This window comes from Leeuwenhoekiella palythoae (genome assembly GCF_900130045.1).
GTDB classification, from domain to species: domain Bacteria; phylum Bacteroidota; class Bacteroidia; order Flavobacteriales; family Flavobacteriaceae; genus Leeuwenhoekiella; species Leeuwenhoekiella palythoae.
Window position 1 is genome coordinate 475011 of the sequence record NZ_FQXT01000001.1, and the last position, 20036, is coordinate 495046.

17 protein-coding genes are annotated in these 20036 nt (G+C 42.0%); 10 read left to right on the forward strand and 7 right to left on the reverse strand.

All coding sequences use genetic code 11. The annotated features are described in order from the left end of the window. The first annotated feature begins 28 nt into the window (after positions 1-28). On the forward strand, positions 29-1069 hold the full coding sequence (gene meaB, locus BUA96_RS02020; protein WP_084673021.1) for a methylmalonyl Co-A mutase-associated GTPase MeaB: 1041 nt from the start codon (positions 29-31) through the stop codon (positions 1067-1069). Between the two features lie 57 nt (positions 1070-1126). Here the strand turns inward: meaB and BUA96_RS02025 are convergent, their stop codons facing one another. The 4 genes from BUA96_RS02025 to BUA96_RS02040 are packed head-to-tail and all read right to left on the reverse strand — an operon-like array spanning position 1127 to position 3149. Beyond that, on the reverse strand, positions 1127-1390 hold the full coding sequence (locus tag BUA96_RS02025) for a hypothetical protein (protein ID WP_072979807.1): 264 nt from the start codon (positions 1388-1390) through the stop codon (positions 1127-1129). A gap of 9 nt (positions 1391-1399) precedes the next feature. Next, positions 1400-2344, reverse strand: coding sequence for an NAD-dependent epimerase/dehydratase family protein (locus BUA96_RS02030; protein WP_072979809.1), 945 nt, complete (start codon positions 2342-2344; stop codon positions 1400-1402). A 1-nt stretch (position 2345) separates the two neighbouring features. Beyond that, a complete protein-coding gene (locus BUA96_RS02035) occupies positions 2346-2918 on the reverse strand; it encodes a phosphatase PAP2 family protein (RefSeq protein WP_072979811.1) in 573 nt (190 codons plus the stop codon). After that, the gene (locus BUA96_RS02040; RefSeq protein WP_072979813.1) at positions 2919-3149 is read right to left on the reverse strand and encodes a hypothetical protein; all 231 of its coding nucleotides are present in this window, start codon (positions 3147-3149) and stop codon (positions 2919-2921) included. A 232-nt stretch (positions 3150-3381) separates the two neighbouring features. On the opposite strand from BUA96_RS02040, the gene BUA96_RS02045 reads away from it, so the two are divergent. Further along, positions 3382-4827, forward strand: a complete 1446-nt coding sequence (locus BUA96_RS02045; protein ID WP_072979816.1) for a sodium:solute symporter — start codon at positions 3382-3384, stop codon at positions 4825-4827. Here the strand turns inward: BUA96_RS02045 and BUA96_RS02050 are convergent. Beyond that, positions 4798-5163 carry a CoA-binding protein gene (locus BUA96_RS02050; RefSeq protein ID WP_072979818.1) on the reverse strand — a complete coding sequence of 122 codons (366 nt, stop codon included), beginning with the start codon at positions 5161-5163 and terminating at the stop codon, positions 4798-4800. The two genes, BUA96_RS02045 and BUA96_RS02050, sit on opposite strands and share 30 nt — an antisense overlap. A 385-nt stretch (positions 5164-5548) precedes the next feature. Between BUA96_RS02050 and BUA96_RS02055 the strand changes: the two genes are divergently transcribed. Continuing rightward, positions 5549-7993 carry a TonB-dependent receptor gene (locus tag BUA96_RS02055; RefSeq protein WP_072979821.1) on the forward strand — a complete coding sequence of 815 codons (2445 nt, stop codon included), beginning with the start codon at positions 5549-5551 and terminating at the stop codon, positions 7991-7993. A gap of 189 nt (positions 7994-8182) precedes the next feature. On the opposite strand, the gene ytxJ is transcribed toward BUA96_RS02055, so the two are convergent. Further along, the gene (gene ytxJ / locus BUA96_RS02060; protein WP_072979823.1) at positions 8183-8575 is read right to left on the reverse strand and encodes a bacillithiol system redox-active protein YtxJ; all 393 of its coding nucleotides are present in this window, start codon (positions 8573-8575) and stop codon (positions 8183-8185) included. A gap of 200 nt (positions 8576-8775) precedes the next feature. Here ytxJ and clpB point away from each other — a divergent pair, with 200 nt between their 5' ends. The 7 genes from clpB (at position 8776) to BUA96_RS02095 (ending at position 17761) form a co-directional block, all read left to right on the forward strand. Continuing rightward, entirely contained in the window at positions 8776-11379 is a 2604-nt protein-coding gene (gene clpB / locus BUA96_RS02065) for an ATP-dependent chaperone ClpB (RefSeq protein ID WP_072979825.1), read from the forward strand. A gap of 217 nt (positions 11380-11596) precedes the next feature. Continuing rightward, complete coding sequence (locus BUA96_RS02070) at positions 11597-12514, forward strand: hypothetical protein (protein ID WP_072979828.1); 918 nt, start codon at positions 11597-11599, stop codon at positions 12512-12514. Positions 12515-12896: 382 nt separating this feature from the next. Next, positions 12897-13151, forward strand: coding sequence for a hypothetical protein (locus BUA96_RS02075; protein WP_072979841.1), 255 nt, complete (start codon positions 12897-12899; stop codon positions 13149-13151). Positions 13152-13719: 568 nt separating this feature from the next. Continuing rightward, positions 13720-14280, forward strand: coding sequence for an REP-associated tyrosine transposase (locus BUA96_RS02080; RefSeq protein ID WP_072979851.1), 561 nt, complete (start codon positions 13720-13722; stop codon positions 14278-14280). A 330-nt stretch (positions 14281-14610) separates the two neighbouring features. Further along, positions 14611-14847: a ribbon-helix-helix domain-containing protein gene (locus BUA96_RS02085; protein WP_072979853.1), complete on the forward strand. Its 237-nt coding sequence runs from the start codon at positions 14611-14613 to the stop codon at positions 14845-14847. Then, positions 14844-15026 (forward strand): type II toxin-antitoxin system RelE/ParE family toxin, encoded by a 183-nt coding sequence (locus BUA96_RS17360; RefSeq protein ID WP_233430592.1) that lies wholly within the window; start codon positions 14844-14846, stop codon positions 15024-15026. Before BUA96_RS02085 ends, BUA96_RS17360 begins: the two co-directional genes overlap by 4 nt. 416 nt (positions 15027-15442) lie before the next feature. Beyond that, a complete protein-coding gene (locus tag BUA96_RS02095; protein WP_072979855.1) occupies positions 15443-17761 on the forward strand; it encodes a TonB-dependent receptor in 2319 nt (772 codons plus the stop codon). Between the two features lie 78 nt (positions 17762-17839). On the opposite strand, the gene BUA96_RS02100 is transcribed toward BUA96_RS02095, so the two are convergent. Beyond that, a complete protein-coding gene (locus tag BUA96_RS02100; protein WP_072979856.1) occupies positions 17840-20032 on the reverse strand; it encodes a xanthine dehydrogenase family protein molybdopterin-binding subunit in 2193 nt (730 codons plus the stop codon). Positions 20033-20036 lie beyond the last annotated feature (4 nt).

A 20036-nucleotide genomic window follows, 5' to 3' on the forward strand; every position in this document is an offset into this window, starting at 1 on the left:
TTACCTTTAACAGTTCAGAATAGAAGACTTGAAAACACCGAAGAATAAGCATATAGACCTTACTGCAGCTCAAAAACTGATTAAGAACAGAAAGCGCCCTATTGATCCTCAAATGTTAAGCGCCGAAATTTTAGCTGGAAATACCATTGCGCTCAGCCGGGCAATCACGCTGATCGAAAGTACAACCTCAGCACATCAGAAAACTGCTCAAGAAATTCTGGCGGCCTGTCTTCCGCACACAAAAAAAGCATTCCGCGTAGGGATCACCGGTGTTCCGGGTGTTGGAAAAAGTACCTTTATAGAAGCGCTAGGAATGCTCGCCATCGAGCAAGGAAAAAAAGTTGCTGTTCTTGCCGTAGATCCCAGCAGTACTATTTCTCAAGGAAGCATCCTGGGCGATAAAACCAGAATGGAGCGACTTACGGCTGACGCCAACGCTTTTATAAGGCCTTCACCGGCAGGTGACGCTTTGGGCGGTGTGGCTCGTAAAACCCGGGAAGCCATTAGCCTTTGTGAAGCGGCAGGCTTTGACCTCATTTTTATTGAAACGGTGGGCGTAGGTCAAAGTGAAATAGCCGTGCATCAAATGACTGATTTTTTCTTACTGCTGAAGCTTGCCGGAGCGGGAGATGAGTTACAAGGTATTAAACGTGGAATTATTGAAATGGCCGATGCGATCGTTATCAACAAGGCAGACGGTATAAATACCATAGCGGCCAAACATGCTAAAACCGAATTTTCAAGAGCGCTTCATTTATACCGACCTAAAGCAAGCGCCTGGCAACCAAAAATCATGTTGTGCAGCGCACTCAAAGAAACAGGCATTGACGAGATCTGGCAGACGCTTCTAGAATTTGAAGCGCATACAAAGGCTAATGGCTTTTTTGAAAGCAATCGTCAAGATCAAAATAAATACTGGTTACAAGCTACTGTTGTCAATGCTTTAAAAGATCGATTTTATAAAGATGAAACGGTTAAACAGCAATTACCGAAACTGTTAGACGCCATAAACACAGGTAAGGTTTCGGCGTTTCAGGCGGCACAAGAACTCTTAAAAAACTTCAAGTAAGCTACCTCTGGTAATTCTATCGATGAGCGACACTTATTAACTACTAACAAAACTTGATCAGGATTTTAAACGCGCATACCGCTTTTCGTTCTTTCGGTATTTTAAAAAGCCTACGACAATACCTAAAATCAAACCGATTATACCAAAAAGTATAAAATCTGTAGTATCAAAAATACCACCCATAAAATAAGTAATTACCAATTTATAGGTGAGCGCTCCTAAAATAACTTGTAGTGTAACCCCGAGAATAAATTGAAATTTAGTCTCTCGCTTTTCTTTCCAGTCGGTTAAAAATTTTCGGTCTTTTGGGTCTAGTCGCATCTCAAATAGTTAGTCTACAAATTCTTGACGGTACCATTCTATTTGTTTCTGAAGACCTTCTTTTAAGGTCGTTGAAGGATTGTAATTCAGCAAGCGACGCGCCTTCTCAATATTGGCTTTGGTAAACATCTGATCCCCGCCACGTTTCGGTACAATATCCTTGCGAATTTTAGTATTCAGAAGTTCTTCAACAATCGCAATACCTTCTCCGGTGGTGTGTTCTTGTTCAGTACCCAGATTGATCACTTCGCCGCGCACCACATCTTCTTTTCCGATAACGCTAACTACACCATCAATGATATCATCTACAAACGTAAAACTACGCACGTGATCCTCGCTACCTTCAAACAGCGGAAATTCTTGATGGAAGAAGCCACAGCCTATTAACTTCGTGTATAACTTTTCTGGACGCTCACGCGGGCCATAAACCGAAAATAAACGCAATGAGCAGGTATTCATTTTTTGCTCTCTGGTTTTAGAGAGTACGATTTGCTCTGCTGCAAGTTTGGTCACGCCATAAAAGGACGCAGGTTCTGGAGCCGCATCTTCGGTCAAGGTCGCTCGTAAACCGTAAATTGACGAAGTAGAAATATTAGCAAACAGTTTAAGACCCTTACATTTTAACGCAAAATCGATCAGGTTTTTAGTCGCCACCAGGTTGTTCATCAAATAATCTTCAAAGCTTGAAGTCGCTGCAATACCGGGCTGTGCGGCAAAGTGAAAGATATAATCAAAATCTGTAGGAAGCTTTTCAAAATCTTTAGGCGTTCTAAGATCTACAATAAGAATTGGGATTCCCGCACGCTCCAGCGCTTTGGCATTTCGATCTTTTAAATCCGGACTGTAATAAGGAGAGAAATTGTCTATTCCTGTTACTTCGTGATTCATTGCCTGTAAACGTTCGGCGCAATGTGATCCTATAAAACCGGCAGCTCCGGTCACCAATATTTTCATACTAATATGTTTCTTTAAAAATTTTGGCATAGCCAAAACGATGCAGCCACTGCATCAGTAAACCAATGAGGCCGCCAATTATAAATCCGGTGAGTACATCGCCAGGATAATGCACACCTACGTAAATTCGGCTGTATCCTACAAGCAGCGCCCACACGATCAAAAACGGAAAAATCCATTTGAAGTTTGAGCGCAAAAGCAAGCCTACAAACATGGCCAGTGCCATCGTACTTGCTGCGTGTGCCGAAAAATACCCGTAGCTTCCGCAGCGTACTGCGATAAAACGCGCCTGCTCCATAATTCCTTCTTGCCCGCACGGACGCAAACGCTCAAAACCATGTTTAAAAACATTGGCCAACTGGTCTGTTGCCGTGATCAAAAGGGTGACAGCCACTAACGTATACAGTGTACCTTTTAAACCGAATTTCTTAAAAATCAAAAACAGCAAAAACGCATACAGCGGAATGCTCGACCATTTATTGGTCAAAAATAACCAGAATGGATCCCAAGTCTCTGACCCCAAATTATTGAGGAAGAGATACAACTCATAATCCAGTTCTTTTAATTGATTCATTTAATCTTCTTCGTAGCGTGCTACTTCTCTATCGTAAAAATCAGTTGCCGCTTGAATTAAACCTTCGGCTTCGGTAGCTAGTTCTTCTTCATCATTTTTATCAAAATCCTCCAGCCACTCCACATCGTCAGTTTTAAGGTCAATGATAAACCGCGGAAAATCAGTGTGAATCACAAAGATAGATTCTGGGTAATCAGTGTTATCGCCCAATATAAATTTAGGAAGCTCCATAAATGAAATTTAGGTTTAACGTCTTGATAAAACGGTCGGCAAATTTAGGCATCTCAACTAACATTTAATTTAAAAGTCCGCCGAAAATTGCATTATTCTGAGCAAAGGTAAGTTTCCTAAAGAGAACCGCCTTAAAAGCCCGCCCTAGCCCTAAGTTCTCAAAACAGCGACGCCACATTGTTGCAATTTTATACCGTATCTTCGTGCCCAATTCTATAAACCCTCAAGCGCTATGCAGCCCACAACCATTCTCCTATTAATTGCTGGCTATTTTATCACCTTGATGTTGATCTCCTATTTCACCGGAAAAGGTGGCTCTAATGAAGATTTTTTTAAAGCGAGTAAACAATCGCCGTGGTATCTGGTCGCATTTGGGATGATCGGAGCTTCGCTTTCGGGAGTGACGTTTATTTCGGTGCCGGGTTGGGTTGAAGCGTCACAGTTTAGCTACTTTCAGGTGGTTTTAGGTTATACCGTGGGATATGCTGTTATCAGCCTTGTTTTGCTTCCACTCTATTACCGATTGAATCTAACTTCGATCTACACTTATCTTGAAGGGCGTTTTGGTGTTGCTAGTTATAAAACCGGCGCATCCTTTTTTCTACTCAGCCGTGTGGTTGGTGCGAGTTTTAGATTATACCTCGTGGCAAATGTGCTACAACTCTTGGTTTTTGACAGTATGCAAGTTCCGTTTTGGGTAACAGTGACCATCACCATTTTGCTCATTTGGCTCTACACGTTTAAGAGCGGTATCAAGACCATTGTATGGACAGACACGCTGCAAACCCTGTTTATGCTTACCGCACTGGGTGTTGCGATCTATTTTGTCTCAACTGATTTAGGCCTACAGCCCGGCGGGATTTTTAATTTTATTGCGGAAAGCGACATGTCACAAATGTTCTTTTTTGATAATTGGAAAAGCGAAGATTTCTTCTTTAAGCAGTTCATCAGCGGGGCGTTTATCGCAATTGTGATGACCGGTCTCGATCAGGATATGATGCAAAAAAACCTCACCTGCCGAAGCCTTAAGGATGCTCAAAAAAATATGTTTTGGTTTACGATCGTACTCACCGTGGTGAATTTTGTGTTTCTCGCACTTGGAGTTTTGCTTACCGTTTATGCACAGAAAAATGGGATCGAAGCCTCAAAAGACGATCTTTTCCCATACATCGCAACAAAAAGCGGATTAGGCTTTGGGATTGCCATCTGTTTCATTTTAGGCTTGATCGCTGCAGCCTATTCGAGCGCAGACAGCGCATTGACTTCGCTCACAACATCTTTCAGTATTGATATTTTAGGGATCGAGAAAAAATATGATCAGGCGAAGCAGATCGCCATTCGTAAAAAAATACACGTTGCGGCTTCCTTGGTTTTAATCCTTGTGATCATTGGTTTCAAATACCTCATTGCTGATGAAAGCGTGATCGCCAGATTGTTTGTTTTTGCAGGCTACACCTACGGGCCCTTATTAGGCTTATATGCTTTCGGATTATTTACAAAATGGCAGGTAAAAGACAGGTTTGTCCCGGTCGCTGCCGTAGCATCTCCCATTTTAGGATACATCATCAGTCAGTTGACCTTGACCTACCTTAATTTTGAATTTGGTTTCTTTATCTTGATCTTAAACGGACTCCTAACCTTTTTGGGCTTAGTAATTATTCGTACTCAAAAGCACTAACGTACACGCAGGATCTACTTCGATATTTGCGGCTTGCAGGAGTTTATAAAACTCCTGATTCTCAGTACCCGGATTAAAGATCACGCGTTTAGGTTGCAATCCTATGATATAGTCGTAATACGCCTCTTGGCGCTGCGCGTTGAGATAAAGTGTAACCGTATCTATATGCTCATATGCTGGCATACCGGTGTCTATGGTTATCCCGGCGACTTCCCCTTCCCTTAAACCGATCGCCACCACAGGTTGGTTATTTTTCACCAATTTATGTATCGCCATATATGAGTAGCGTATAGGTTTTAGAGAGGCGCCAAGCACCAAGGTTTTCTTTGCTTTCATAAATCAAAGTTAAAGGTTTCCTGCAGCTGTAACAATAGCTTTTAAGACTAGTCTATGTAATAGAAGTCGACTTCCAAGTTTGAATCGTTTATAAATTAGTTTTGATGGTTAGTGTTAATTTCTAGCGTTCAAGCTTGAAAACCCGAGATTTAGCGGTCTCGGGTTTTCTTTTATTCTAGTATATCAAATTTATTCCGATTACAACCGCTTTAAATTCAGTGAACTAGCGCGTTTAAATTAGGCTTTACAGAATAAATGTAACTTTTACTGTAACAGATTTAAAACACGTTCGTCTATTTATAAACCGCTAATCACGGGGTACTTTGTTTTAGCTATTATGCATTGCAAAGTATTATGTTTTATCAACCAACAAAATCGAACAGTTATGAAATCTAACCATGGGCTATTATGCCTGCTCTTCACGCTATGTACCACGCTGCTTTTTGCTCAGCCAAAACCCAATGAGGTAGTTACCGGCTCTGTAAGTGGTGTTGTACTTGACGCCGACCTAAACCAGCCTATTCCCTACGCTACCGTAGTTATAACTTCGGGAGAACAAACGATAACCGGTGGTATCACCAACGACGATGGGGCTTTTGAAATCAATAAAATTCCGGAAGGGATTTACACGCTTAGGGTTCAATTTATAGGGTATGAAGCTTTTGAACGCGATTTAAAAATTGATCGTGACCATCGCAAGCACGATATGGGCAACCTAAATCTTAGCGCTGTTCCGGCAGAATTAGATGCTGTGAATATCGTCGCAGAACGCACAACGATCGAGCAAAAAATTGACCGTAAGGTGATCAACGTTGGGAAAGATCTGACTACTGCAGGAGCTTCTGCAGCAGATATCATGAACAATATCCCTTCGGTGAATTTAGACCAGCAATCAGGAGCTCTTACGCTACGCGGAAACAGCAACGTACAAGTGATGGTTGACGGAAAATTATCCAACATTCCTGCAGATCAATTATTAAAACAGCTTCCGTCTAACTCGATCAAAAAGATCGAATTGATCACTAATCCTTCAGCCAAATACAACCCGGACGGAATGAGCGGGATCATCAATATTGTGTTGCACAAGAATGTGAATATTGGTTTTAACGGGGATGTAAGCGCCGGTCTGGCTTATGAGAAAAATCCACAGTTTAACAGTGGATTGAATTTGAACTACCGCAACGGTAAATTCAACCTGTATTCTAATTACAGTAACACCATCGCAAAACGTGCTAACTACGGGACGATCTTTCGCGAAGGCGATAATTCGACTCAATTTTTTGATATGCTGAACGACCAGAATTCGCACCTGCTTAAAGTAGGTCTTGACGTGTATCTTAATGATAAGAACACGCTTTCCGTTTTCACATCTCAAAATAGCTTTATAGGCACTCCCGGCGGAAACATAAATATTGTTTATGCTGATGATATGACCCGCAATCTGATGCAGGATTTTGGCGCAGATATGGACAATTACTCGCAGCAGTACAACTTTGACTACAAACTTGATTTTGAAAAAGAAGGGCATAACATCGAGTTTGAAGCCGATTACAATACGTTTGACGCTGATGAAGATACCTTCTTTAATTTTACAGGCGCTACGCCTCTACCCGATTATGAAGATTTTGTAGATACCAAGCGTGATCGCACCACGTTGAATTTAGACTACGTAAATCCGCTTTCTGAAAGTGAAAAGCTCGAAGTTGGTTTACAGGCCATCCTGTTCAATACCGATATTGGCTACAGCAGTACCGGACAATCCTTTAACGCAGAAGGCGATCTGGTTCCTACGCCCAACACGCTTTTTGACTACAGTAGGGATATTTATTCGGCATATGTGACTTATGGAAAAAACTACGAGAAGTGGTCGTATCAAGTCGGAGTGCGCGCAGAGCAGGTGAACGTAGCTGCAGATACCAATAGCGTTCGCGCATTCACCAACGACTATTTTGAGTTGTATCCTTCGGCTTATGTAACCTTTAATCCTTCGGAAAAAAATCAGTATCAGGTAAGTTATAGCCGAAGAATTGATCGCCCGGGCGTTGGGCAGGTCAATCCTATTAGAGAATGGAGTTCACCATTGGTAACCGAATACGGAAACGTGAATTTACGTCCGCAATTTACTAATTCGCTAGAAGCAAATTATACACGTTCTTTAGACAAGGGAAGCATCACCGCAGGTGTGTTTTACCGCATCATTGAAGATCAGATCAATCAGGCGGTTTATGTAGATCGCTTCAATCTAGACCGAATGGTTTTGACCAACGATAATTTTGATTCAACCACTGCATACGGTTTTGAAGTAAGTGCCAATTATAAACCTGCCGAATGGTGGAGCTTGAATGCAAGTTTTGATCTGTTTAGTCAAACGCAGACCGGTATTTCTGAATCCTTAGATCCGGACATTGAGAATCCAACGGCAGCAGATATTATGCTTACGGAACGTGAGGTGACCAATTCTATATTTAACACTCGTATTATCAATAATTTTACGGCTACTCAGCGACTTACCTTTACCGCGTTTGCGATGTTTAGAGGTCCTGCGGAAAGCATTCAGTTTAGAAACAAGTCGATGTTTATGACCAATGTTGGCGCCCGTTATAGCATTTTTGACGGTAAAGGGACCATCAGCTTAAACTACAATGACATTTTTAATACGATGAAAGCGCGCTTTACGGCTGTGAGTCCGTATCGTGTAGAGGGACAGTTCAATTGGGAAAGCAACACGGTATACGTAGGATTTAACTATCGTTTTGGCGATAGTAAGTTCAGAGCGAAGAAACGCAAAAACCGTGATGACAATGAAAAAGACGGAGGCGGATTATTTTAACACAATTTTAATTTTTTTGTTATAATTGCAATAGAATTGAATATTTGGTAACATATAATCAATTAACCTATTAAAACATACGGTTATTGTTTATTAGAGTTAGCCTTCTACAGACGAATAACCAATTAATGGGTAAAAAAAACCCGGAGCGCCTGCTCCGGGTTTTCAATTTTAAAAATGTTTTCTCTTTTAGAGCTTCTCCAGCAAGTTTTCGGCCTCTATAGCGCCGTGGGAAGTGTGATAAGTAACCACCCCATTTTTGATCAATAACAATTGCGGACTCTCGTGCTGTACGTTGAATTTTGTTGCAATTGCATTACTGATGTCGCGATGCGCTTTAAGATCCAGAAAATAAGGCTCTAGTTCCTTTTTGTCGTAATCGTATGCTTTCTCAAAACTACGCAGTACCATTCTACTGATTCCGCAGGTGGTACTATGCTTAAAGATTAGCACCGGCACCGCATTAGAGATCTCTACAATTTCATCAAGCTGTTCCATACGCTCGAGTGGGATCCAGTTCATTTCCTTAATCTCTTCCTTCGCAATGTCTCGCTGACTTTTAAACATATCAAAAAGTCCCATAGTTTTTCTTTTTAAGGTTTGTTAACGCTTGTAATTCCTAAGCAGTTGTAAATTTAAGGAAACTAAACCGGCTATTGTATTAAGAAAATCCAAAGCCTTCAACCGACAAAAAGACAGCTAATTCTGCGCTACAACTGACTAAAAGTCGGTTTTAACAAATGGTACAGCAATTGCCATATCAACATCGAAATACAAACACGATGAACTTTAATAACTTCACCATAAAATCACAAGAAGCCATACAGCAAGCCCAGGCGCTTGCTCAAGGGTATGGCCATCAGCAAATCGAGAATGAGCATATTTTTAAAGCCATTCTTGAAGTTGATGAGAACGTTACTCCATTTCTGCTCCAGAAACTGGATGTGAATGTAAATCTGTTAAAGCAGATTTTAGAGAGCACGCTTACAAGTTTTCCTAAAGTAAGCGGTGGCGATATTATGCTGTCTCGTGAAGCCGGTAAAACGGTAACCGAAGCCAGCAACATCGCAAAAAAAATGAACGATGAGTATGTTTCGATAGAGCATTTGATCCTGGCGATCTTTAAATCGAGCAGCAAGATCGCACAGATCTTAAAAGATCAAGGCGTTACTGAAAAGCACCTCAAAGCCGCGATTGAAGAATTGCGCAAAGGCGACCGCGTGACTTCGCAAAGCGTTGAAGAAACCTATAATTCGTTAAGCAAATACGCTAAAAACCTCAATCAACTCGCCCGCGACGGGAAGCTGGACCCGGTGATTGGCCGTGATGAAGAAATACGTAGAATTCTACAAATCCTTTCACGTAGAACCAAGAACAACCCGATTTTGGTCGGTGAACCCGGTACCGGTAAAACCGCGATCGCCGAAGGTCTCGCCCACCGAATCATCGACGGCGATGTGCCTGAAAATCTTCAAGAGAAGCAGATTTGGGCGCTGGATATGGGAGCCTTGATCGCCGGTGCCAAATATAAAGGAGAGTTTGAAGAGCGACTTAAAGCCGTGATCAAAGAAGTAACTACCAGTGCCGGAGATATCGTCTTGTTTATAGACGAGATCCACACGCTTGTAGGTGCCGGTGGCGGTCAAGGCGCGATGGATGCTGCAAATATCCTCAAGCCTGCTCTGGCTCGTGGGGAGTTACGCGCCATAGGTGCAACCACGCTAGATGAGTATCAAAAATACTTTGAGCAGGATAAAGCTTTAGAGCGCCGCTTTCAGAAAGTGAGTGTTTTTGAGCCCGATACCGAGTCTGCGATTTCTATCTTACGTGGGATCAAAGAAAAGTATGAAACCCACCACAAGGTGCGTATCAAGGACAATGCGATCATTGCAGCGGTAGAGCTTTCGCAACGCTATATCACCAACCGCTTTTTACCCGATAAGGCGATCGACCTGATGGACGAGGCGGCTTCAAAAATGCGTATGGAGATCAACTCCAAGCCCGAAGAACTTGATGTACTCGACCGTAAGATTATGCAACTCGAGATCGAGATCGAGGCGATCAAACGCGAGCAAGATGAGAATAAACTCAAGTCCTTACGCGCCGATCTTGCCAATCTTAAAGAAGAGCGCAACGAGATCAACGCCAAATGGAAGAGCGAGAAAGATGTGGTAGACAACATCCAGAACGCCAAGCAGGATATTGAAAACTTTAAGCTAGAAGCCGAGCGTGCCGAGCGTGAAGGCAATTATGGTCTGGTAGCCGAGTTACGCTACGGCAAGATCAAGCAAGCTCAGGAAGAGCTCGAGAAATTGCAGGAGCAACTGGCCGCACAAGCCGATAACAGCCTCATCAAAGAGGAAGTGACCAGCGAAGACATCGCCGAAGTAGTAGCCAAATGGACGGGAATCCCCGTTACCAAAATGCTGCAAAGCGAGCGCGAGAAATTGCTACACCTCGAGGGCGAACTGCACAAACGTGTGGTAGGCCAGGAAGAAGCGATCATCGCCGTGAGTGATGCGGTGCGCAGAAGCCGCGCCGGCCTGCAGGATCAAAAACGCCCTATAGGTTCGTTCTTATTCCTCGGGACCACCGGGGTGGGTAAAACCGAACTCGCAAAAGCGCTGGCAGAATACCTGTTTGATGATGAGAACAACATCACCCGTATAGATATGAGTGAATATCAGGAGCGCCACAGCGTGAGCCGTCTGGTAGGTGCGCCTCCGGGATATGTGGGTTATGATGAAGGCGGGCAGTTGACCGAAGCCGTACGTCGCAAGCCGTACAGTGTGATCTTGCTCGACGAGATCGAGAAAGCGCACCCAGACACCTTTAATATCTTGTTACAGGTGCTTGATGAAGGTAGACTTACAGACAACAAAGGCCGTCTAGCCGACTTTAAGAACACCATCATCATTATGACCTCAAATATGGGAAGTCATATCATACAGGAGAAATTTGAGACCATCAAAGATCCTGAGACCGCGATGGAAGGTGCAAAAACCGAAGTGCTGGGGATGTTGAAACAAACCATACGCCCTGAGTTTATAAACCGTATCGACGATATCGTGATGTTTACCCCGCTTACGCGAAAAGACATCGAGCAGGTCGTGAGTTTGCAACTCAAAGGCGTGACCCGTATGCTGGCAAAACAAGGCATCACGCTAGATGCTACGGCCGAAGCCATCAAGTTTTTAGCAGACCGCGGTTTTCAACCGGAGTTTGGGGCACGTCCTGTAAAACGTACCATACAGAAAGAAGTGTTGAACAAACTGTCTAAAGAGATCTTAGGCGGAAAAGTCACCACAGACAGTATCATTTTACTCGATGCGTTTGATGACGAACTCGTGTTTCGTAACCAAAGCGATCTTGTAGAAAACGACTGAAGAGCATTGCTCGTATAAACAGAAAGCGACATCGTAGTGATGTCGCTTTTTTTATGTTTTGGATTGTCGCGTTGATAACTCGTTGATAAGAGCTTCTGATTTACTGCAGGTTGCGTTTTCTAAAAGGTTAGTTTTATAATTCTAAATAATGTGGCAAACCGTTTAAGAGATGGGGTATCGAGAATAAATTTCAAGATATAACCAGTTGTAAGCAATTATGGAAAAAAAACCTGAATTCCCAGAACTACCGAGTGTTGAAGAAATAAAAACTCTAATTAATGAGTATGAAAATGCTGATTTAAAAAATGTTTCGTTTAATAAATTATCAGTTCAGTTAAGAAGACTAAAATGGATTCCATTTTTGACAGCTAAATTACATCAAGGTTATCATATTGAAAGAGCAAGAATAAACAGACCTGGCGAAATTTTTTATTCAGAAAAAGATATTTCATATAGAAATGACTATGAAAACATAAAGACTTATGGACGAGCAAATGTCAAACATCAATCACTATTTTATGGAGCTATTGAATCCGATGTAATTAAACATCCTCGTTTAGTAAATTTAATTGAGACCAGTCAAATATTTAGAAACCTTGATAAAATAAAAGTTGATAAGGCGGACTTTGTAATGACACTTGGCAAGTGGAGAATAAAACAAGACATCGAAGTAGTTGAAATGGTTTTTAACGAAAACTCAATTAAAAATTCTAAAGATGTCCAAAAATCATATAAACATCACCTTGAAAGATTAACAAAAGAACATCCTGAAAATTTAGATCAGTTTAAATTAATCTTGGAATTCTTTTCTAATCAGTTTGCGAAAAAAGAAATAGAAAATGATACGGACTATATGATTTCTGCTGCATATGCAGATTTCGCAATGACTTGGAACAATTTCCCTGGACTTAAATATCCAAGTGTAAAAAGTGACTATCAAGGACATAATGTTGTATTAACACCAGCAGCAGTTGAACAGTTTCTGGAATTAGAAATTGCTGCAATGTTTCGAGTTACTAAAAATGGAGAAAATTCGTTGATTTCCCCAATTAAACACGCAACTGAATTTGGACCTCTGAACTCGAATTTTAAATGGGTAGATTACGAACCGAAAGAATATAAAATTGAACAATAAATAACTGCTTACAACAATGGCTATAAGTAATTGCTGGTTCTCGCCTACTTCTGAAAATCGTGGTAAACAGCTAGAATTAACTAAGCACAATACCTCGCTACCGCACGATTAAATCTTTTATAGAAGCTAGAATAACCTCTGCACGATACAATCGCGCAGGAGCAACATAAAGAAATAACCCCACCTCGAGTTACCCTCTTGTTACCGCGCGATTGTATCGCGTGGGAAGATCCTACCCACTACCCCAAAAACCCACTACCTTTAGGGTCATTTCCTATAAAAAATAAGAGCGATTTCCTTTTTAAAAAGGGTTAACCGCTCTGATAATGTGATGCATAGCCTGGTTAAGTTTGTATCAAACGAATCTAAAAAAACTTAAGTTATGCCACATTATGCACAAGGAACTTCAGGATGGACCAAATTAAAGGGATATCAAGCGCTTTGGGATCCTAAGATCGATCTGGGTAAATTCTATTTTACCACCTTTCAAGGGAAACGCGAAGAAACCCCGTATATGACCGCAGAAAATTTTGCCCGCGTCATCGACATCCTTAGAAACGAAACGCCGGTTTATGGTAACGCCAGCACCGGCTCGGTCACTACCCAAGCCGAAGAAGTGGGTGAAGAAGAAAGTTAGTCTTCAAAATTTCAGAGAATTTCTAACAACCAGCCAAAACGCAGCAACGCCTATATCTTTTGATGTAGGCGTTGTTTTTGTTGTTGCGCAATGCAATCGCTCAGGAGCAACATAAAAAACAAACTCATCTTATGTTGCCGCGCGATTGTATCGCGTGGTAAAAAGTTAGAATTACTCTAACTAAAATCAATTACACAGAATAAACGAATAATAAATCATATAGTATAAGTTGCTACCTCTGCGCGATGCAATCGCGCAGGAGCAAAAAACTAGAAAAAACTACCTTTAAAGAATAGATACCGTTACCGCGTGATTGTATCGCGTGGTATAATGTTCAAATTGAAAAAAGAGGCTAGCCTATTTGCAAAACTGCTCTAGTTTCTAGTATTTTAGGTAAACAATTAATCCCAAGCAGCGCGGTACAATCGCGCAGTAATAAAAACTAGAAAAGAACCACCTTTTAAGAATAGACACCGTTGCCGCGCGATTGCATCGCGTGGTAAGCTACAACGAGCCACGTGATACTCGCGCTTGAGCAGCTTTTTTAACTGAAAAAATCCTATTTAAAATGAGCAGTAACTATAAATTCCATAATCCTGAGGGTTTGTATTTTGTAAGCTTTGCAGTTATAGAATGGCTTGATGTTTTTACAAGAGATTACTATAAAGATATTCTTGTAGACAGTTTAAAGTACTGCCAATCAAATAAGGGAATGGAACTTATAGCCTGGTGCATAATGACCAATCACGTGCATCTGATTTATCGAAGTTGTGTCGGGCAAAAACCAGAATTACTTTTAGGAGATTTTAAAAGACATACCAGCAAAGCGCTAGTCAGAGCAATTCAAGAAAATGCTGAAGACAACCGAAAGGAGTTTCTTCTAAAGCACTTTCAAAAGGCAGCTCAGAAATCATCAAATGTCAATAATTATCAATTTTGGCAACACGACAACCATCCTATTGAACTCTGGAGTAATGAAGTGATATGGCAAAAGATCAACTATGTCCATAATAATCCCGTAAAAGCAGGCTATATTCAAAATCCGGAAGATTATAACTATAGCAGTGCCAAAAACTATGTAGATGAACAAGGTTTGCTAGACGTATTAGTATTTCAATATTTTGGATAAACCAGAAATATTTTGTGTTCTATAATGCGGAGCTGCGCGATACAATCGCGCAGGAGCAGAAATATTAGAAAAAACTAGCTTTAAAGATTAGATACCGTTACCGCGCGGCCTCCTGGAAAAGAAAGAAAGAAAGAAAGAAAGAAAGCCCAGTTGCCGCGCGATTGTATCGCGTGGTAAAACCAAAAATCATCCTCTTTACCAAATCTAAACTTTGGTTAGATTCCTATCTTACCGAGCTGCCTGTCCCAAAGTATATAGGCAATTTATCGCATAAAAAACCTTCAATTAATTGATGCAGAATTGATGTATATTTACACCAAATAGTATCTTATGGCACGTCAAAGTATTTCCTTTACAAAACCCAATGATGATTGGTTAAAAGAACAGGTAGACTCTCAAGAATACACCAGTAAAAGTGAATTGATCAATGATCTTGTTAGGCAGGCCCGCAAACAGCAAGCTGAGATAGACTGGATACGCACTAAGCTTGACGACGCCGAACAAAGCGGCTTTACAAGTGAAAGCAAACAAGAAATTTTAGCTCAGGCTAAGTCTTCTTTTAAATGAATTACCGGCTTAGCAATACCGCTAAAGAAGATTTAATTCGCATTTACAAATACGGCGTTTACAAATTTGGCAGTGCTCAGGCTGAGCAGTATTTTGAGAACTTCTTTCTGTATTTTGATCGCATTGCCGAAAATCCATATGCTTTTGAAGCAGTTGATTTTATTAAAATAGAATACTGACGTTGCGTTTGCGGTGTCGATAGTATTTATTACAGAATCAACAAAAACACGGTGGAGATTATGACCATCATTGGCAGGCAAGACACTCAAACTAAAATCTAATAGTATTCATTTGCTAGGCTTAATTCGATATCTATTGGTATTGAATTGACTGATTTATACAGATCCATCAAAAATCAAAAAAACTACTGCAGTGCTCGCCTCAAAGGCGTAATTCCCACATTAGCGCCCATAAAAATCAAATTTCTTTAAGGCATTTCTCCCACTCGATCGTTCAGAATAGTTGAATCATTTTAAGGGTCGGCAAAGGCGTCATTTTTAAACTTGACTTATTTTTATTTATTCTAAATAAAAACATTTTATACATTCGCATCGTAAATTTTAACCTTTAACAACTATTCAAAATAACGACGCAGATGAAACAACTAACTACACTGCTCGCCCTAACGCTTCTAAGTTTTTCAATGTTTGCACAACAAGGGAATGCTATTAGCGGTACGGTAGTCGACCAAAATGGTAATGCATTGCCCAACGCCAATGTATATCTAGAGAACACCAATTATGGCACCTCTTCTAATGAAGATGGTTTTTATCAAATAAGCAATATCAGTAACGGTACTTATGTGCTTATAGTTTCTGAAATGGGTTTTAAAACCTTCACTTCAAAAGCGATCACGATCAATGGTGCAGTAACGCTTAATGTGAAACTTCAGGAAGATGTGAGCGCGCTGGACGACGTGATCATCTCAGGTGCCGGAAAATCTGAATATGTAGAACGCAACCCTTCGGCTTCTTTACGCCTGCAACAGGATCTTAATAAAATTCCGCAGAACATACAGGTGATTAGCGCAGACGTGATCAAAGATCAGCAAGCCATCAGTATGATGGAAAACATTACCCGTAACGTGAGTGGTGCGCAGATGATTGAGCACTGGGGTAATTTTGCACGTATCAATATGCGTGGATTTAGAATTCCGCCGTTTAGAAATGGACAAAATGTATTGTCTACTTGGGGACCTCTCGCCGAAGATATGGCGCTTGTAGAACGCATCGAAGTGGTTAAAGGTCCGTCTGCATTTATGCTATCAAGCGGCGAACCCGGCGGACTTTATAACGTGGTCACTAAAAAACCTACCGGCGTTTCTCACGGTGAAGTTGGCTTAGTGACCGGTAGTTATAACACTTTGAGAGCCACCTTAGATGTAGAAGGCAAGCTTAGCGATGATAATAAATTACAATACCGCTTTGTGGGTGCCGGTACTACGCAAGAAGCACACCGCGCGTACGAAGACCAAAATCGCTATACGTTTGCTCCTTCGGTAAAATACTTGATTGACGATAAAACTTCGGTAACTGCGCAATACACGTTTCAGTATTACAAAACCCGTTTAATAGGTTCTGCATATGTATTTGCTCCTGAAGAATACGCTAGCCTCGACAGAGATTTTACTTTAAACGATCCTAAGTTAGGCCCGTCAATTATGAAAGAACATTACGGACTTGTAAATTTTGAGCATCAGCTTAGTAACAACTGGTCAGTTAGCGCACAACTCGCGTATCTTAATTACCAGCACGAAGGCTCTAGCCTTTGGTTAGACGGTAGTTTTGGTGTTCAAGCCAATGGGGATTTAATTCGTCGCGTGAGCATTTGGGATGCCAAAGAAGAGAAAAAACTGGGGCAGGCTTTCGTAAACGGAACCGCACAAACCGGTGGCGTGAGTCATAAAATTTTGGGCGGACTTGATTTTGGAAATAGTTCGTATATCGCAGATTGGTCTACCGGAATCAATATTGATACCGAAGAAAATCCGTTTAATATTTACAATCCGCAGCCGGCGGCCATCGCTCCTGTTTTTGACCGTTCTACTCCTCTTACCCAGCGTGCCGTAGGTTATATCACTTATGAGTATCTGGCCTATTACGCACAAGATGAATTGGGCTTTTTTAATGATGATTTACGCCTTACCCTTGCCGGTAGGTACACCGAAATGAAGACCAATAGTTACGGTTCTATCTCTACAGATAAAGTATTCACCCCGCGTGTCGCAGTTTCCTACTCTATTTTAGACAATTTGAGCGCTTATGCTATGTTTGATCAGTCATTTTTACCAACGCAAGGTGCAGATGCCGAAGGGAATTCTTTTGATCCCGTTACTGCCGAAGATATCGAGGGAGGAATCAAATATGAATTTGGCGATGGAAAATGGAATGTAGCCGCAGGATACTTCAACATTACCAAAGATAAAATCTTAGTTCCCGGGCCAGATCCTAATTATTCTATTCAGATTGATAGTGATGTGACTTCTCGTGGGTTTGAATTTGACCTGCGTGGTGAGCTTTTTACCGGTCTGGGTGTTGTGCTTAATTATGCCAACACTAATGTAGAAGATGCAGACGGAAACAAAGTCGTAGGCTTCTCTAAACACATCACAAACGGATGGTTCAACTATAAGTTTCAAGAACGTGCTTTAGAAGGCTTTGGGGTTTCACTTGGTTATCAATACCTCGTAGATCGCTCTACTTGGGCTTGGGGCGCTGATGGAGAAACCGACCTTCCTGATTACTTCAGAATGGATGGTGCGCTGTCTTGGGAAAACAACAAATTCCGCGTGGCACTTAACCTCAACAACCTGCTGAATGAGTACCTCTATAGCGGTGCTGATTATGGCTCGTATGTATATTGGCAAAGCGAGCCGGGTCGCAATTTTAGACTCAGCTTGAATTATAAATTTTAGAACGCTCGTGCTTTGCGTTCTTAAACCAGAAAAGCTATCTCTCGCGAGATAGCTTTTCACTTTTTATAATAATATTGATTATCCTAAAATAGCTGTTTCTTGCTCCAAGATCATATACGGCTGACGGTAATAGCGCTTGCTCGTCGCTTTATACAAAGCACTGGCCAGAGCTCCTGCAACCGGAGGCAAACCGGGCTCGCCCAATCCCGTAGGTGCGATTTCGTTTTCTGCAAAAAATACTTCGATCTCCAGCGGAGCTTCGTTGTTTCTGATCAATCGGTAGCGGTCAAAATTCTGTTGTTCTGGCGCCCCGTCTTTAAATGTTAACTGGCTGTACATCGCGTGACCTAGTCCGTCTACAATTCCACCTTCAATTTGATTTAAAGCACCTTCTTTATTGACTACAATTCCACAGTCTACCGCACACCATACTTTCTGCACTACCGGATTTCCGCGATCATCCATCACCAGATCGATCACCTGTGCTACATAGGAATTGTGACAGTAATACGCCGAAACACCACGGTAAACCCCGTCGATCTCGGTTCCCCAATTACTCTTTTCGCGCACAAGTTTTAAAACGCCGGCATAGCGTTCAGCATCATAATCATTGCGCTCCCCAACCGGATTGGCGATCGCATTATCAAAAAGTTCTAATCTAAAATCAATAGGATCTTTACCTGCGGCTTCAGCCACCTCATCGATAAACGATTGCTCTGCTCCTGCGGTAAAATTAGAACGCGGTGCACGCCAGGCTCCAGTTGAAATATTAGTATCAATACCAAAATTCTCAGCACGATAGTTGGCGAGTGTTCCTGCCGGATAGCGATCTGCAAACACCGGACTTGATGGAATACCGCTGCCCTGCACCTCAAAAGCCGTCAGGTTTTTATTAGCATCTAATGCGGCTTTATATTTTAAAGTGTAGGAAGGACGATAGGTCCCCTGCGTCATATCATCTTCCCGGGTGTAAATGAGTTTTACCGGAGCACCTATTTTCTGCGAAATGGCAGCAGCCTCAAGACCGAAGTTTCCATATAATCTGCGACCAAAACCGCCTCCCATACGTGTCATATCTACGTGAATGTTATCTCCAGGAATATTGAGCATTGCAGCAGCTGAACCGCGTAAAGCTTCAGGCGTTTGAATAGGCCCGATCAAGCGCGCCGAATCTGCTTTGACATCGGCAAAAAAGTTCATCGGCTCTAACGTATTATGCGCTAAAAACGACCCGAAATATGTGCGCTCGATTACGGTATCGGCATTGGCAAAAGCTGCATCAGGATCTCCGTCCTGGCGCGCTACTTCTCCCTTTCCTTTAGAAAATACTGAGGCAAATTGCTCTAAATGCGTCGCAGTACTTTCCGCAGTTGCTTCGGTTTCCCATTCGGCTTGTACCGCCTTTTTAGCCTGCATCACCTGCCAGGTGCTTTCTCCTACGACTACGATGAGTTCGTTAAACGCATTTACATCTGCCCAGCTTGGGTTTTGTAAAGAAGTATCTACGGTAAATACGTCTTTGATTCCCGGCATCGCTTTCGCTTCGGTAGCATCAAAACTTTTAAGTTTCATTCCAAAAGCGGGTGCGTGAATGAGCATGGCGATGGCTGCGCCCTCCTCCATATAATCTAATCCGAATAAGGGTTTTCCCGTAGCGATCTTAACACCGTCTACGTTTTTTACCGCGGTACCAATAAGTTTAAAATCTTTAGGCGCTTTCAGCGGCACTTCTTCCGGTATTTCAATTTTTGAAGCCTCATCGATCAGTTCTTTGTACGCAATAGTTTTATTGGTAGGTAAATGCTTTACCATTCCTTCTTCGGTCACCAGATCTTCCGCAGGAATATTCCACAGTTTTGCAGCTGCATTCAAGAATAGATACCGCGCAGTAGCGCCTGCCATACGCAAGCCGTCCCAACCGGCACGAATAGACTGACTTCCTCCGGCGATCTGACGACTGAATTTTTTAGTATCCAGAGGTGCTTGCTCTACCGTTACCTGATCCCAGGCTACGTCTAATTCTTCGGCCACAATTAGCGGCATCGAGGTTTTTACGTTCTGACCGATTTCAGGATTGGGTGAAAAGATAGTCACCGTACCATTCCCATTTATGCGTATGTATGCATTGAGGTCAAACGCGATATCTTCAGGCTGCGCATCGCTTTGAGCCAAGCCCGAAAACCAACTGAATTGCAAAAGCAGTCCCGCACCGCCGGCAGCAGAAACTTTTAAAAACGATCTACGGTTGTGTTTTGTTTTAATAAGTGCCATAATC

What these genes read in the sequence shown, in the direction of transcription:
- BUA96_RS02025 (WP_072979807.1), bottom strand. Translation starts at nt 1,390, where the DNA reads ATGCGACTAGACCCAAAAGACCGAAAATTTTTAACCGACTGGAAAGAA.
- BUA96_RS02030 (WP_072979809.1), bottom strand. Translation starts at nt 2,344, where the DNA reads ATGAAAATATTGGTGACCGGAGCTGCCGGTTTTATAGGATCACATTGC.
- BUA96_RS02035 (WP_072979811.1), bottom strand. Translation starts at nt 2,918, where the DNA reads ATGAATCAATTAAAAGAACTGGATTATGAGTTGTATCTCTTCCTCAAT.
- BUA96_RS02040 (WP_072979813.1), bottom strand. Translation starts at nt 3,149, where the DNA reads ATGGAGCTTCCTAAATTTATATTGGGCGATAACACTGATTACCCAGAA.
- BUA96_RS02045 (WP_072979816.1), top strand. Translation starts at nt 3,382, where the DNA reads ATGCAGCCCACAACCATTCTCCTATTAATTGCTGGCTATTTTATCACC.
- BUA96_RS02050 (WP_072979818.1), bottom strand. Translation starts at nt 5,163, where the DNA reads ATGAAAGCAAAGAAAACCTTGGTGCTTGGCGCCTCTCTAAAACCTATA.
- BUA96_RS02055 (WP_072979821.1), top strand. Translation starts at nt 5,549, where the DNA reads ATGAAATCTAACCATGGGCTATTATGCCTGCTCTTCACGCTATGTACC.
- ytxJ (WP_072979823.1), bottom strand. Translation starts at nt 8,575, where the DNA reads ATGGGACTTTTTGATATGTTTAAAAGTCAGCGAGACATTGCGAAGGAA.
- clpB (WP_072979825.1), top strand. Translation starts at nt 8,776, where the DNA reads ATGAACTTTAATAACTTCACCATAAAATCACAAGAAGCCATACAGCAA.
- BUA96_RS02070 (WP_072979828.1), top strand. Translation starts at nt 11,597, where the DNA reads ATGGAAAAAAAACCTGAATTCCCAGAACTACCGAGTGTTGAAGAAATA.
- BUA96_RS02075 (WP_072979841.1), top strand. Translation starts at nt 12,897, where the DNA reads ATGCCACATTATGCACAAGGAACTTCAGGATGGACCAAATTAAAGGGA.
- BUA96_RS02080 (WP_072979851.1), top strand. Translation starts at nt 13,720, where the DNA reads ATGAGCAGTAACTATAAATTCCATAATCCTGAGGGTTTGTATTTTGTA.
- BUA96_RS02085 (WP_072979853.1), top strand. Translation starts at nt 14,611, where the DNA reads ATGGCACGTCAAAGTATTTCCTTTACAAAACCCAATGATGATTGGTTA.
- BUA96_RS17360 (WP_233430592.1), top strand. Translation starts at nt 14,844, where the DNA reads ATGAATTACCGGCTTAGCAATACCGCTAAAGAAGATTTAATTCGCATT.
- BUA96_RS02095 (WP_072979855.1), top strand. Translation starts at nt 15,443, where the DNA reads ATGAAACAACTAACTACACTGCTCGCCCTAACGCTTCTAAGTTTTTCA.
- BUA96_RS02100 (WP_072979856.1), bottom strand. Translation starts at nt 20,032, where the DNA reads ATGGCACTTATTAAAACAAAACACAACCGTAGATCGTTTTTAAAAGTT.